Origin of the sequence: Actinomadura sp. CNU-125 (assembly GCF_001942465.1) — a bacterium.
Classification (GTDB): domain Bacteria; phylum Actinomycetota; class Actinomycetes; order Streptosporangiales; family Streptosporangiaceae; genus Spirillospora.
The window spans coordinates 106,995-120,470 of sequence record NZ_MKJY01000333.1 but is presented as its reverse complement, the minus strand read 5'-3'; the positions used below and the strand labels follow the sequence as shown (position 1 = coordinate 120,470).

General features: G+C 74.1%; 15 protein-coding genes and 1 pseudogene. 5 read left to right on the top strand and 11 right to left on the bottom strand.

The window, feature by feature from the left end; translation table 11 throughout:
• The 4 genes from BJF79_RS62570 to BJF79_RS32235 form a co-directional block, all read left to right on the top strand.
• On the top strand, positions 1–707 hold a 707-nt coding region (locus BJF79_RS62570), incomplete at its 5' end, for an ABC transporter permease (protein WP_262402853.1).
• A gap of 618 nt (positions 708–1,325) precedes the next feature.
• Positions 1,326–1,769 carry an ABC transporter permease gene (locus BJF79_RS32245; RefSeq protein ID WP_075903103.1) on the top strand — a complete coding sequence of 148 codons (444 nt, stop codon included), beginning with the start codon at positions 1,326–1,328 and terminating at the stop codon, positions 1,767–1,769.
• 155 nt (positions 1,770–1,924) lie between these two features.
• Complete coding sequence (locus BJF79_RS32240) at positions 1,925–2,110, top strand: TetR/AcrR family transcriptional regulator (protein ID WP_262402852.1); 186 nt, start codon at positions 1,925–1,927, stop codon at positions 2,108–2,110.
• Positions 2,111–2,149: 39 nt separating this feature from the next.
• Complete coding sequence (locus BJF79_RS32235) at positions 2,150–3,721, top strand: AMP-binding protein (protein WP_075903101.1); 1,572 nt, start codon at positions 2,150–2,152, stop codon at positions 3,719–3,721.
• A 106-nt stretch (positions 3,722–3,827) separates the two neighbouring features.
• Here BJF79_RS32235 and BJF79_RS32230 read toward each other — a convergent pair whose 3' ends face one another.
• The 5 genes and pseudogenes from BJF79_RS32230 to BJF79_RS32215 form a co-directional block, all read right to left on the bottom strand.
• Positions 3,828–5,432 carry an AMP-binding protein gene (locus BJF79_RS32230; protein ID WP_075903099.1) on the bottom strand — a complete coding sequence of 535 codons (1,605 nt, stop codon included), beginning with the start codon at positions 5,430–5,432 and terminating at the stop codon, positions 3,828–3,830.
• Positions 5,433–5,488: 56 nt separating this feature from the next.
• Complete coding sequence (locus BJF79_RS57480) at positions 5,489–6,151, bottom strand: argininosuccinate synthase domain-containing protein (RefSeq protein ID WP_262402857.1); 663 nt, start codon at positions 6,149–6,151, stop codon at positions 5,489–5,491.
• Positions 6,148–6,672: an argininosuccinate synthase domain-containing protein gene (locus BJF79_RS57475; protein ID WP_262402851.1), complete on the bottom strand. Its 525-nt coding sequence runs from the start codon at positions 6,670–6,672 to the stop codon at positions 6,148–6,150. Before BJF79_RS57475 ends, BJF79_RS57480 begins: the two co-directional genes overlap by 4 nt.
• Positions 6,673–6,731: 59 nt before the next feature.
• Positions 6,732–8,276, bottom strand: coding sequence for a class I adenylate-forming enzyme family protein (locus tag BJF79_RS32220; RefSeq protein ID WP_075903097.1), 1,545 nt, complete (start codon positions 8,274–8,276; stop codon positions 6,732–6,734).
• Positions 8,277–8,343: 67 nt separating this feature from the next.
• Positions 8,344–9,072, bottom strand: a pseudogene (locus BJF79_RS32215) (M20/M25/M40 family metallo-hydrolase); the annotation flags it as partial.
• A gap of 113 nt (positions 9,073–9,185) precedes the next feature.
• Between BJF79_RS32215 and BJF79_RS62565 the strand changes: the two are divergent.
• Positions 9,186–9,389, top strand: coding sequence for a hypothetical protein (locus tag BJF79_RS62565; RefSeq protein WP_262402850.1), 204 nt, complete (start codon positions 9,186–9,188; stop codon positions 9,387–9,389).
• Here BJF79_RS62565 and BJF79_RS32210 read toward each other — a convergent pair.
• Genes BJF79_RS32210 through BJF79_RS32190 form a run of 6 tightly spaced genes read right to left on the bottom strand, consistent with a single transcriptional unit; the run spans position 9,382 to position 13,371 of the window.
• Positions 9,382–10,182, bottom strand: a complete 801-nt coding sequence (locus BJF79_RS32210) for a [LysW]-aminoadipate kinase (protein WP_075903095.1) — start codon at positions 10,180–10,182, stop codon at positions 9,382–9,384. The genes BJF79_RS62565 and BJF79_RS32210 overlap by 8 nt on opposite strands.
• The gene (gene argC / locus BJF79_RS32205; protein WP_075903093.1) at positions 10,182–11,189 is read right to left on the bottom strand and encodes an N-acetyl-gamma-glutamyl-phosphate reductase; all 1,008 of its coding nucleotides are present in this window, start codon (positions 11,187–11,189) and stop codon (positions 10,182–10,184) included. The genes BJF79_RS32210 and argC overlap by 1 nt, the downstream gene beginning before the upstream one ends.
• Positions 11,186–11,359, bottom strand: coding sequence for a hypothetical protein (locus tag BJF79_RS62560; protein ID WP_262402849.1), 174 nt, complete (start codon positions 11,357–11,359; stop codon positions 11,186–11,188). The genes argC and BJF79_RS62560 overlap by 4 nt, the downstream gene beginning before the upstream one ends.
• Positions 11,356–12,141 (bottom strand): RimK family alpha-L-glutamate ligase, encoded by a 786-nt coding sequence (locus tag BJF79_RS32200; RefSeq protein WP_262402848.1) that lies wholly within the window; start codon positions 12,139–12,141, stop codon positions 11,356–11,358. Before BJF79_RS32200 ends, BJF79_RS62560 begins: the two co-directional genes overlap by 4 nt.
• Positions 12,138–12,305 (bottom strand): lysine biosynthesis protein LysW, encoded by a 168-nt coding sequence (lysW, locus tag BJF79_RS32195; protein WP_075903089.1) that lies wholly within the window; start codon positions 12,303–12,305, stop codon positions 12,138–12,140. Before lysW ends, BJF79_RS32200 begins: the two co-directional genes overlap by 4 nt.
• Positions 12,280–13,371 (bottom strand): transketolase family protein, encoded by a 1,092-nt coding sequence (locus BJF79_RS32190; RefSeq protein WP_075903087.1) that lies wholly within the window; start codon positions 13,369–13,371, stop codon positions 12,280–12,282. Before BJF79_RS32190 ends, lysW begins: the two co-directional genes overlap by 26 nt.
• Positions 13,372–13,476 lie beyond the last annotated feature (105 nt).

Here is a 13,476-nt window from a genome sequence, read left to right as displayed (position 1 = left end):
TGCTGCGGCCCTGGGTCGCCGCCCCCGGCTTGAGCCCCTACCGGACCGAGTCCGGGCGGCGCCGCCGCCGACGGCGAGGTCGCCGTCACCCGGCACCTCGCCGAGGCCGGACGCCTCGATGCCGGCGACACCGTCACCGTCGGGCTGCCGCGGCACACCCGGACGATGAAGATCGTGGGCGTGGTGAGCGTGCGGGGGCGCGGCGCGTCGCCTCGGGCGACCTGCTGCTCGCGGCGCCCGAGACGGTGCGCCGCGCCGCCGGGCTCCCCGCCGGCACGTGGCAGAGCGTCTGGGTGAAGGCACGGCCGGGCGTCCCGGCCGACCGGCTCCGCGACGAACTGGAACGGACCCTCGGCGGCGCCGCCACCGTCCGCGTAGCGGGCGAGGTCCGCGACGCCCAGGCCGCCGGACCGGCGGGACGGGGCGCGGAGATCGGCGGCGGCATCGGCATGCTCACCGGCGTCGCGACGTTCGTCGGGCTGTTCGTGGTCGCCGGCGCCTTCGGCGGGCTGCTCCGCCAACGCACCCGCCGCCTCGCCCTGCTTGGCGCGATCGGCGCCACGCCCGCGCAGATCAAAGCGCTGATCAGGCTGGAAGCCCTGGCGCTGGGCCTGCCCGCCTCGCTCGGCGGGGCGGTGCTGAGCGGCACGGTCGCCGACATCCTGATCCGGCCGGCGCGCTCGTCGGAAGTCTCGGAACGCTGCTGAACGGCGAGGCCGGACGGCTCGCGCGGGCCACCATCACCCGCAGCCCGCAGCGGGTGTCGGCGGCCGCCTCCTCGCTGATGCTCGGCGTCGCCCTGGCCGCCACCGCCGTCATCATCACGATCTCGGCCAACGACCGCTTCGACGAGGCGAGCACGCAGGTCATGCGAGCCGACCACGCGGTGACCACCACCGACCGCACCCCCGACGGGCTACGCCCGCTGCCCCGCGACCTCGCCGGGAGAATCGCCCCCGTCCCCGGCGTGACACGGGCGTCCGCCCTCACCACGACCGACGTCAGGCTGGTGTCGCCGCCGCCGCGCCCCCGCACCCCCGACCAAAAGCCCGGCCCCCTGCACCTGGCCGTCACGGGGGCCGACCAGCACACCCTCCCCGAGGTGCTGGAGCTGGGCGGCGGCCTCCCGGCGCTCGCGCCCGGTGAGATCGGCCTGCCCTCCGCCGTGATGGAGGCCCACGGCCTCAAGCCCGGCGGGCGGATCGTCGTGCGCGGCAGGCACGGCGACATCACGCTCACCATCGCCGGCGCGTACCACGACCCCTCCCACCTGTTCGCCGACCAGGGCCTGCGAACGGGCCGTCGCGGGCATTCCCGGCGCGGAGGTGCTGGACCGCACGGGTTACGCGCGCCTGGCATCCGCGACGTTCGCCGAGGGCACCACCGTCATCTACGGGTTCATCGCCATGACGCTCCTCCTCGCCCTGTTCGGCACGGCCACCACCGTGTCGATGAGCGTCACCGAACGCAGGCGCGAGTTCGGGCTGCTCGGCGCCGTCGGCACCACCGGCCGGCAGATCCGCGCCATCGTGCGCTGGGAGGCCACGACCGTCGTCGTCCTGGGCACCCTGCTCGGCCTCGGCGTCGCCGTGGGCACCGTCGGCCTGATCCACCTGGCCACCGGCAGCTCGTTCATCCGGCCCGACGCGCCCTGGTGGGTCTACGCCCTGATCACCGCGGGCGCCGCGGCCGTGACCCTGACCACCTCCGCCCTGCCCGCCCGACGAGCGTCCTCCGTCCCCGTGCTGGAAGCGGCCGAGGCCGAATGACCCGCCGACGCGCGGCCCGGCCCTTCGGATCGTCCTGATGATCGCCGCGTTCGCCGTCCCGGTGCCTTCGCGCGGCGGATGCGGTCGCGGCGACGCCGTCGGGCGAGACCGGCTGGAGGCATTACCCGTCCCTGGCGCTGCCGCCGATCCTGCGGGTGACGCTCGCGCACATCGTCGAGCACGGATTCGACGCGACCAGCGTCCGGACGATCGCGCGCGAGGTCGGGGTGACGGTGCCCGCGCTCCCACCACTACGAGAACAAGCAGGCCGTGCTGGCCGCCCTGTTCGACCACGCCATGTCCGTCGTCACGGCGCATGTCGATCGCTGAGCAACGTCTGATAGGAACGACCGGAGCGCACCCGAAAGGCGACATTCCACGTGGACACCAAGCGCACCGACCAGCCCCATCTCGCCCGGCGATCGCACTGGACGAACCATCTGGAGCGGCACGCCGCGACCCTCGGCGACCGCGCGGCGATCCGGTTCGACGGGTCGACCACGACGTGGGTGCAGCTGCGGGACCGCGTCCACGCGCTGGCGCAGGGGCTCTCGGCCCGCGGCGTCGGGTTCGGCGACCGGGTCGCGCTCGTCACGGGGAACCGGCCCGAGTTCGTCGAGATCGTCCTCGCCGCGAACCTGCTCGGCGCGATCGCGGTGCCGATCAACTTCCGTCTCACCGGTCCCGAGGCGGCCTACATCCTCGCCGACTCCGGCGCGAAGATCGCCGTCGGGGACGAACTGGGGGCACCGATCATCGCCGCCGCCTTGAAGGAGAGCGGCGAAGCCCCCCTGACGGTCGCCATCGGAGCCCGCTGCGAGGGCTTCGAACCCTATTCCGCATTGCTCGGCGAGACCCGGCCCGCCGCCCCGATGCCGGACGTCCCGGAGGACGCTCCGGCACTCATCATGTACACGTCCGGAACCACCGGAAGTCCCAAGGGCGCGGTACTGACCCACCTCAACCTGCAGGCGCAGGCGCTGACGCTGATGCGCAGCTTCCAGTACGTCGACGAGGACGAGGTCGGCCTGATCGCCTCGCCGCTGTTCCACATCGCCGCGGTCGGGACGATCGCCCCCCTGCTCTTCGTCGGCGGCACCATCGTGATCCATCCGACCCGGCCGTTCGTCGCGGGCGAGATCTTGGACGTGCTCGAAAGCGAAGCCGTCACCAGCGTCTTCCTCGTCCCCACCCAGTGGCAGGCGCTGTGCGGCGAGCCCGGCGTCGCCGACCGCGACCTCGGACGGCTGCGCGTCCTCGGCTGGGGCGCCGCGCCCGCGACCGACGTCCTGCTGCGCCGGATGGCCGACACCTTCCCCGCCGCGATGAACGTCGCGTTCTTCGGCCAGACCGAGATGTCGCCGATCACCTGCGTCCTGCACGGCAAGGACGCGATCCGCAAGCTCGGCTCGGTCGGCCGCCCCGTCGCCACCGTCACGGTCCGCGTGGTCGACGCGGACATGGCGGACGTGGCGCCGGGGGAGGTCGGCGAGATCGTCTACCGCGGTCCCGGAATGATGCTCGGCTACTGGAACGACCCGGAAGCGACGGCCGAGGCATTCCGGGGCGGCTGGTTCCACTCCGGCGACCTCGTCCGCGTGGACGAGGAGGGATTCGTCTCCATCGTCGACCGGGCCAAGGACATGATCATTTCGGGCGGGGAGAACATCTACTGCGCCGAGGTCGAGAACGTCCTCGCCGACCACCCCGACGTCGCCGAGGTCGCGCTCGTCGGCAGTCCCGATCCCGTCTGGGGCGAGACGCCGATCGCCTTCGCCGTCCTCCGCGACACCGCCGCCTCCCTCGACATCGCCGACCTCCGCGAGTGGGCGTCGGCCTCGCTGGCGAAGTACAAGCTGCCGACCGGGCTGCGCATCGTCGAAGCCCTCCCCCGCAACGCGTCCGGCATGGTCCTCAAGAACACGCTGCGCGAGCAGGCCGGATCCGCCTGAGACGAGTCGCGGCGGCCTCGCCGCTTCACGGACCGGTGCCCAGAAGTCCTCCGGGGCTCCGTTCCCGACCTGGGTCGCGTGCGGCGACGAGCGGACCGTGGCCCGGTCAGACGAATCTCTCTCGGAGTTCCACCTTGCGCACCTTGCCGGTGGCGGCCGCTCTGGGGAGGGCATCGACGAATTCGAGCCGTTCCGGCCAGAAGAACGCGGTCATCCCGGCGTCGCGGAGCAGCGCCCGTACGTCCCGCAGCCCGATCCGGTCGTCCGCCGGGGCGGGACGGACGACCGCGCAGATCGTCTGGTCGGCGCCGCCGAGGACCGGGAGCCCGATCACCGCGGCCTCGTCGACGGCGGGGTGCCGGGCGAGGATCTCCTCCATCTCGGTGGTCGGCACGAAGAACCCGTTCCGGAAGACGGTGTCCTTGGCGCGGCCGGTGATGCGGATGCCGCCGCGCCCGTCGTGGCGGGCCAGATCGCCGGTGTCGAACCAGCCGTCCTCGTCGCAGAACGACGCGTACAGTTCCTCCCGCCGCAGGTAGCCCAGGCATTGGGCGGGGCCGCGCACCCACAGCACGCCGGTCTCCTCCCGGCCGGGGAGCGGGTCGATGCGGAACTCCATGTCGGCGATGGGGCTGCCGTCGCTGTGCGCCGCCCAGTCCGCCGGGTCGTCCGGGCGGCTGATCGTGACCGCGCCGTTCTCGGACATGCCCCACAGCGAGAACAGCGGCCGCCCGAACGCCTCGCCGGCCTCCCGGACGAGCGGTGCCGGGATCGGCGCGGACCCGCCGACCACCCGGCGCAGCGCGCCGAGGTCGCGCGGCTCGGCGCGCTGGGCGTCCACGAGGGGGCGCAGGAAGTGCGGCGGGGCGTACAGGTAGGTGACCTCGTGATCCGCGACGAGGTCCGCCATGGCGGCGCCGTCGGTGGAGTCCTGGAAGACCGCGGTGCCGCCGAGCGCGAGCGGCAGCAGCATCCCGCGCACGAACCCGGTGTAGTGGGTGTAGGACGCGACCATGGTCACGATGTCCGTGCCGTCCAGGTCGAAGACCTCGGCCTCGCCGCGGATCGGCGCGTACAGGGTGTTCTGGCTGTGCAGGACGCCCTTGGGTTCACCGGTGGTACCCGAGGTGAAGAGGATCAGGTACGGCTCGTCCGGGCCGAGTTCCCGGCCTCGGAGATCCGCCTCGCGCGTCTTCTCCCACGGGGTGTCGAAGAAGAACTCGTGCAGGTCGTGGACGCCCGGGGTTTTCCGTTCGCCCGACACCACGACGTGTTCCAGCGACGGCAGTTCGGCGGCGAGCCGCAGGCCGAGCGCGCCCGGCGCCTCCCCGCCGAACTCGGCGAGGGTGACGAAGACCCGCGATTCCGTCAGGCGGAGGTAGGCCGCCAACTCCCGTTCCCGGTAGACCGGGAGGAGCGGGCAGATCCGCGCCCCGGCGCGCAGGCAGCCCAGCGCGAGCACGGCCAGTTCCCAGCCGTTGGTGAGCTGGACGGCGACGGTGTCGCCGGGGCGCACGCCCAGTTCGATCAGGGCCCCGGCGCAGCGGTCGGTCAGCAGGCCGAGCTCGGCGTAGTCGAGCGTGCGGTCCCCCGCGCCGGTACGGCGGGCGACGACCGCGGCCTTGCCCGGGTGTTCCCGCGTGTGCCGCCGCAGGTCGTCGAGGAAGGTCTCGTCCCGCCACCAGCCGCGCCGCCGGTACTCCTCGGACATCCCGTACCTCCATGGTTCGCCTCGAACGTCGGATTCGGTCGCCGCGCCCCGCGGCATCAGGCCGTGGAGAAGTGGCAGGACGACCGGGCCGTGTCGCGCTCCCACGCGTCGCGGTCGCGGATGTAGAGGGGGTCGCGGGCCTCCACCGACAGCACCGTCATCCCGGTCCGGTCGAGCCGGTAGGTGATCCGGCCGGTCACCCGCTCGGCGACGCTCATGACGAACGCCTGGGCGGCCGCCCGGAGGGAGCCGAACCAGCGGCCCTCGATCGCCTCCCTGGTCCACGCCTGCTCCAGTGACAGCTTCTCCCGCATGGTCTCGGCGGGCACGGTGGCGCTCTCCAGTTGCCGGTAGGCGTGGAGCAGCAGGCAGGCGGCGGGCATCTCCCGGACCTCCAGGACCTTCTCGCCGCTGTCGATGTGCTCCAGGCCCGAATAGCGGCCGAGGCCGTAGCGGCCCGCCCGGAGGTTGAGCGCCCCGATCAGCTCGCACAGCCCGGCCGGCTTCCCGTCCAGGGCGACCGGCCGGCCGCCCGCGAAGTCGATCACCACCTTCTCCGGACGTTCCGGCGGCGCGGCGGACGTCCAGGTGTAGAGGTCTTCGGGGACCGGGAACCATTCGGGGTCGTCCAGGAGGCCGGACTCGAACTCCCTGCACCACAGGTTGGAATCCCCGCTGTGCGAGCGGTCCGCGAAATGCGGGAAGCCGGCCTCCTTCAGCGCGGCCCGTTTGTCGTCGCGGCCGATCGCTCGAGTTCGTACGGGCTGCCGAAATACCCGTCGAAGCCGAGCGCGGCGATCGAGGTGTTCAACCTCCGCAGGCTGTTCTGCGACCTGTTCGCGGTGTGCAGCACGACCCGCGCGCCGATCTCTCCGGCGAGTTCCACCGCCGCGCGCGCGAGCAGCGGGCGGCTCAGCGAGGAACTGACGGGGTGCATGCCGAGATAGGACGCCTGCGCGGCTATGGCGGGCGCCACGAATTCGTCGGCGAAGACCGTCGCGTGGTCGGCGAGCACGTGCCGGGCTCCGAGCCGCGCCGCCCCGGCGGCGCCGTCGGTGTACTCGGCGTCGCCGCCCAGGCCGACCGACAGCGCGTACACCTCCAGGTCGGGGTGGCGGCTGAGCCGCCACAGCAGATAGAAACTGTCCAGCCCGCCGCTGAACAGCGTCACGACCCGCCCGCCGTTCCGGGCCACCGCCTCAATGTGATCGAATTCGCGGACGCATTTCTTGGTCCACACATCAAACCTCCGGAGCGGGACGTTCCGATGTACTTGCCGGGGACGACCTGGGGGTGCGGTCAGTTGACCTGGCGGTCCATTCCCGCCCAGTGCGGCTCGCGGAGTTCGCGTTTGAGGACCTTCCCGGTGGTCGACAGGGGGAGGGCGTCGACGAACTCGCAACTGGTGGGAGTCTTCCAGGCGATCAACGGCTCGCAGTGCCGCCGGATGTCCTCCTCGCTCGCGGTACGGCCGTGCTTGAGCACGATGACCGCGTGCACCTTCTCGCCCGGCTTGTCGTCGGGGACGCCGATCACCGCGACGGCGGCCACGGCGGGATGGGCCGCGATCGCCTGCTCCACCTCGGTGGAGTAGACGTTCCAGCCGTCCACGTTGATCACGTCCTTGATCCGGTCGACGATGAAGACGTAGCCGTCGTCGTCCAGGTATCCGCCGTCGCCGGTGCGGACCCACCCGTCCCGGACGGTCCGCGCGGTCTCCTCGGGCTTGTTCAGGTAGCCGAGCATCATCGCGCCGGTGCGGACGATGATCTCCCCGACCCCGCCGCGCGGCACGTCCGCGCCCGCGTCGTCGACGAGCCGTACCTCGGCGCCGAGCGCGGGCCGCCCGGCCGACCGCAGCTTGCGGCCCGCGCGGTGGTCCTCCGGCGGCAGCAGCGTGGCGAGACCGAACTCGTTCATGCCGTACCACTGGTGGAAGGCGGCGTTGGGGAACGCCTTCATCACCCTGGTCAGCAGCGCCTCGGTGATGGGCGCCGCGCCGTAGGCGATGCTCAGCACGCTGGACAGGTCGCGCGCCGCGATGTCCGGACGGTCGACGATCTGCTGCATCGTGCCGGGCGCGAACGGCGCGTGGGTGACCCCGTGGCGTTCGATGGCGTCGACGAGCCCGTCGACGGCGGTCGTCCGCGGGACGACGGTGAGCCCGCCCCACATCCCCTGGATCAGCCAGGTGACCAGCATGGAGATGGAGGAGAAGTTCGACGTGATCAGGATGCGCCCGCCGGTTTTCCCGTGGCACGGGACCCTCGCCGGGAGGATCAGCGCCTGGTGGACGAGCCCGGCGTGGCTTACCACGACGCCCTTGGCGCGTCCGGTCGTCCCGCTGGTGTAGACGACGCCGGCCGGGGCCTCGCCGCCCCGGCGGGCGTCCTCGACCGGTTCCGTGCCCGCGATCAGCCCCTCGAATCCGGGCATTCCGGACGGCGGCGGCCCGTCGCCGACGTGGACGACCTCGCGCAGATCGGGGCACGCCGCCCTGATCTCCGCCAGCCGATCGAGGAACGCGTCGTCGACGAAGAGGATCTCCGTCCGGGACTCGGCCAGCGCGTAGATCATCTCTCCCGTGCTCCACGCGGGATTGACCGGGTGGAACACCCCGTTCGCCCACGCCACGGCCAGGAAGAACTCGATGTAGCGGTCCGAGCCGAGGGCGAGCATCCCCACGTGTTCGCCGTCGCGCACCCCGCGCTCCCGCAGCGCTCCGGCGAGGCGGGCCACCCGGTCGGCCTGCTCGCGCGCCGTGCGGAACCGGTCGCCGTAGGCCGTGACCGGCTCGTCCGGGGCGAGCTGCAGGGCCCGATGAACGATGTGGGTCAGGTGCATGGTGTCCTCCGAGTAGCGGACGGGCCGGGCAGGGCCCGTCGGCCGGGATCGCGCCGTCCGTCCGGGATCACAGCGCGGCGGCGAGTTCGTCGAGGGTCGCGGTGAGCACGTCGACGCCCCGCAGGTACTCGCCGATCTCGATGTGCTCGTCGTCGGCGTGGTCCAGGGAACTGTCGCCGGGGCCGTACGTCGCCATCGGCACGTTCCAGTGGGGGGCCACGGTGTTCATGTCGGACGTGCCGGTCTTGAGGGTCGGCCGCGGCCTGCCGCCGTGCCGCCGGATCGCCGTCGTGACCGCGCGGACGACCGGGTCGGACCGGTCGCGGCGCACGGCGGGGATGTACCGGACGACGGTGATCTCGCCGCCGTTCGCGCACGCGCGCAGCCGCGCGACCAGGTCGTCGACGTCGAACCCGGGAGGGACCCGGCAGTCGATGTCGAGCACGGCCTCGGTGAGGTCGCCGCGGACGCCGCGCAGGGTCGCCGCGGGCGTCCCGAACGCGCCGTGGCCCGCGCCGTGGCCCGCTTCGGGGCCGAGCTCGTCCAGCAGGTCGCGCCAGAATCCCGCCGCGACCTCGGTGGCCTTCGGCACGGGATTGGTGGAGTGCGTCGCGGGGCGCGTCACCCGGTACCCGATGTCGATCTTGCCCTTGTAGCCCAGCACGACCCGCGACCAGCCGCTCGGCTCCCCCACCAGCAGCGCGTCGGGCGGCGCGACGGTGCGCGCCAGGTGCTCGCCGCCCCGCGAGAGCCGCTCCTCCTCGACCGCCCCGGCGACCCGGATCGTGCCGGGGGCGCGGCCTCGCCGCCGCCGCGCTGATCATCGCCGCGAGCGGGCCCTTGGCGTCCGCGGCGCCCCGGCCCACCAGCCGGTCGCCGTCGCGGCGCGCCGGGAGCGGCCGGTCGACGGTGTCGAGGTGGCTCAGCAGCATCACCACCGGCCCCCTCCCGGTGCCGATGTCGCCGATCACGTTGCCGGCCTCGTCGCGGTACGCGGCCATGCCGAGGTCGTTCATCGTCTTCTCGAGGAAGCGCGCCAGCTCGTCCTCGCGGCCGGACGGCGACGGGATGTCCAGCATGGCGTGCAGCAGATCGACGGGCGTGATCATGTGATCTCCAGGGTCGTGCCGGCGCCGTCCAGGGCCGCGGTGACCGGACGGGGCGCGCGCCCGTCGCAGACCGAGACCCGGGGGACGCCGGCGAGCAGGGCCTCGCGGGAGGCGATGAGCTTGCGGTGCATTCCGCCGCTCGCCGCGTACGGCACCGGACCGTCCGGGGCCAGCGCGCAGCGGTCCAGCACGGTGGCCTCGTCGGCCGCGTCGCGCAGCAGGCCGGGGGCGCAGGTCAGCAGGACCAGCCGCTCGGCGCCGAGCGCGCCCGCCACCGCCGCCGCGACCCGGTCGGCGTCCACGTTCACCGGCAAGCCGTCCTCGCCCAGGGCGGGCGGCGACACCACCGGGACGAACCCGGCGTCGAGCAGCACCCGCAGCACCCGGGGCCGCACGCCGGTGAGGCGCCCGCTGTGGTCGTCCCGGACGAGCACGGTGCGGCCGTCCCGGACGGTGCGCTGCGCGGGTTTGCGCCGCGCCCGCAGCAGCCCGCCGTCGAGGCCGGTCAGCCCGGCCGCCGGGACGCCGGACGCCGCGAGGGCGCGCAGCAGCCGCGGCTTGACCCGTCCCGCGAGGGCGAGGGTGACCACCTCCAGCATGGCGGGGTCGGTGTGGCGGCTGGTCACGCCGCTCGGCGACACGAGGGTGCGGGCGGGCACGCCCAGCTCCCCCGCCAGCGCGTCGACCTCCGGGCCGCCGCCGTGGACGAGGACGACCCGGCCCGCGAGACCGGCGAGGTCCGCGCACACCGGCCCGGGCGGCACCGCGCCGCCGCACTTCACCACCGTGACGCCCATCAGACGGGATGCAGGCCGGGGAACCCCAGGCCCAGGGTCTCGGGCTCGCCCGCGCGGATGTTGAGGCACTGCACGGCGGCGCCCGCACCACCCTTCACGAGGTTGTCCAGGGCCGCGATCGCGGTGATCCGGTCGCCGTCCACCGCGAAGCCGACGTCGCAGAAGTTCGACCCGGACAGCAGCTTCGGATCGGGCAGCCGGTGCGCGCCCGTCCGGTGGGCGACGACCCGGACGAACGGCTCGTCCGCGTAGCGTTCGCGGTAGGCGCGGCGGAGCGTCTTCTCGTCGGACGTCCCCGTGGCGTGGCACACGACCTGCACCCCGCGCACGGCCTCGATCCCGGTGGCTGTCATCCGGGCGTCCAGTCCGGTCAGCCGGGACACCTCCGCCTCGTGCCGGTGCCGCACCGGGGCGAACACCCGCATCGCCCCGCTGCGCTCGGCGTGCAGGTTGGCGGCTCCGGCGCGCGCCCCGGAGCCGCTCGATCCCGTGCGCGCGTCGATCTGCACGTCCGGCCGGACCAGCCCGGCCAGCGGGAGCAGGGCGAGGGTCGCGGCGGTGGCCGCGCACCCCGGCACGCTGATGAGGTCGGCCCCGGCCAGCTCGGCGCGGTACAGCTCGGGGATGCCGGGGACGAACGCGCCGAGCAGTTCGGGAGCGGCGTGCGGGACGCCGTAGTACCGCTCGTACACCGCGGGGTCGGGGTTCCGGAAGTCCCCGGAGAGGTCGATGACCGTGCCCGCCCGTCCCCGCACCTCGGGCAGCAGCGTCATGGCGGCCCGGTGCGGCGTGGCGGTCAGCAGCACGTCGCAGGTGTCCAGCTCGTCCGGCGCCGTGAACACCAGGTCGGTCTGGCCGCGCAGGTTGGGGTGGACGGAGTCGGCGCGGCGGCCCGGGAAGCGGGTGGAGACGGCCTGCGCGACCGTCGCCCCGGGGTGCCCCAGCAGCAGCCGCAGCAGTTCGCCGCCCAGGTATCCGGCGGCGCCCATGACGCCGACGCGGATCACGTCGCCTCCCCGCGCCGCGCGCCCGCCGTCGCCCCGGCCGCGGTCGGCGGCTCGGGGCCCGCGCCGTCGCGGGACGCCGCGTCCAGTAGGTGCGCGACGATCGCGTCGGCCACGTCGACGGCGTCGCCGTGCGCGTCCTGGAACCCCCGGAACTCGACGGCGTGGTTCACCTCCAGGACGAGCGGCCCGCCGGGGCTTTCGACCAGGTCGCGCCCAGCACGCCGCCGCCCACGGCGCGGGCGGCCGCGCGCGCCGGCCCGGCCAGGTCCGGGGTGAGCGGGCACGGCACCGACCGCGCGCCCCGGGCGGCGTTGGTCCGCCAGCCGTCCGAGTAGCGGTAGGTCGCGCCGACCGCCTCGTCCCCGGCCACGATCACCCGGACGTCACGGCCCGGCTTGTCGACGAGTTCCTGCAGGTAGACGATGTGCTGCTGCGGCGTCGGCAGGGCGGCCCGATGCTCCAGGACGGTCTCCGCCTGGTCCCGGTCGTGGACGGCCGCGACCAGCCGTCCCCAGGAACCCGCCAGCGGCTTGACCACGACCGGGAAGCCCAGCCGTTCGGCGGCGTCGGCGCCCGCCTCCGGGGCGAGCGCGACCGCGGTGCGCGGGACGGGCACCCCGGCGCGCCGCAGCAGCAGCGAGGTCCGCAGCTTGTCGCCGCAAACGGTGATGGTCTCGGAGGTGTTGACGGTCGGGACGCCGCGGGCCTCAAGCAGCAGCGACGCGTACAGGGCGCGGCTGTGGGAGATCTCCCGGTTCAGCGCCGCCGCGTACCCGGAACCGCCGCCCACGGCCGGCCCGGCGCCCGGTTCGCCGCCCGGTTCGGCGCCGAGTTCGTCGCAGAACCGGCGGGTGTCGACGTGCGCGTAGGCGACCCCGCGGCGCTCCAGGGCGGCGAAGATGCGTTTCTCCTCGTACCGGACGCGGGAGGCGAGCACGGCCACCGGCCTCACTCTCCCCAGTCCTCCTCGATCTCGGGGGCGAGTTCGAGCGTCACCGGATCCAGGCCGATCACCTCTAGTTCGCTGGAGCAGTCCGCGCACTGGGCGATCTCGCTCATCCGGACCGGCTCGGCGAGCCGCACCGGGCCCTCACACTCGGGACAGGCAAGGGTCATCCGTACCACCTCCATGGGTTCCGCCGAACAGCTTCAGTGCCGCGGCGACGGCCGCGTCGGCCGTGATGCCGTACCGGTCGAGCAGGTGCTCCTGGTCGCCCGCCCGCTCGGCGAACGTGGCGGGCATGCCGATACGCGCCACCCGGACGGGCGCGCGCTCGGCCAGCGTCTCGGCGACGGCGCCGCCGAGCCCGCCCGTGCGCCAGTGCTCCTCGACGGTGACGACGCCCCGGGTGCCCGCGGCCGCCGCCAGGACCGCGTCCGCGTCGAGCGGGTGCGGCGTGTGCACGTTGAGCACGGCCGCCCGCACGCCGCGCGCGTCCAGCAGGTCCGCGGCGCGCAGCGCGGCCAGCACCGGATGCGGCCCGCACGCGATGATCGCCACGTCGCCGGGCGGCCGCAGCCACTGGGCCCGGCCGATCTCGAACGGGGCGATCTCGAACGGGGCGGCCGCGGGCCGTCCGCCGTCCAGGTCCGGGGTGGCGCCGCGGCCGAGCCGGATGTAGACGGGCCCGGGCAGCGCCAGGCTCTGCCGGACCGCCTCCTCCGCCTGCCGCGCGTCGGCCGGGACGACCACGGTGAAGCCCGGCAGCATCCGCATGATGCCGAGGTCCTCCAGCGCGTGGTGGGTCGGTCCCAGGTGCCCGGCGGCCAGCCCGCCGTGGGTGGCCACGATGCGGACGGGCAGCGCGTTGTACGCGATGTCGATCTTGATGAATTCGAGCGCGCGGGTGGCCGCGAAGGTGGCCATCGTGGTGACGAACGGCATCCGGCCGCTCGCGGCGAGCCCCGCGGCCGTCCCCATCAGGTTGTGCTCGGCGATGCCGAGGTTGAGGTACCGGCCGGACACGGCGGCGAAGGCGTCCCGGTCGAACAGCCCGGTGTCGCTGTCGAGGCAGTAGAGCCGCTCGTCGGCGAGCATCAGCCCGGGCAGCAGGTCGCGGTACGCCTCCCGCGCCGACCGCGGCCGGACGGCCGGTGCCCGGCCCTCGCCCGGGCGCTCGTCCGGACGGGCGCCGCGTGCACCGTTCGCGCGGTCCGCACGTCCCGTCGCGTCGGCGGTCACGGGGCCTCCCTCCGGCGCCGGTGCGCAGCACGGCCAGGGACCGGTCGGCCTGGCGGCCGCTCAGCTTCGCGTAGTGACTGCGGGTCTTCGCCTCGACCGACGGGA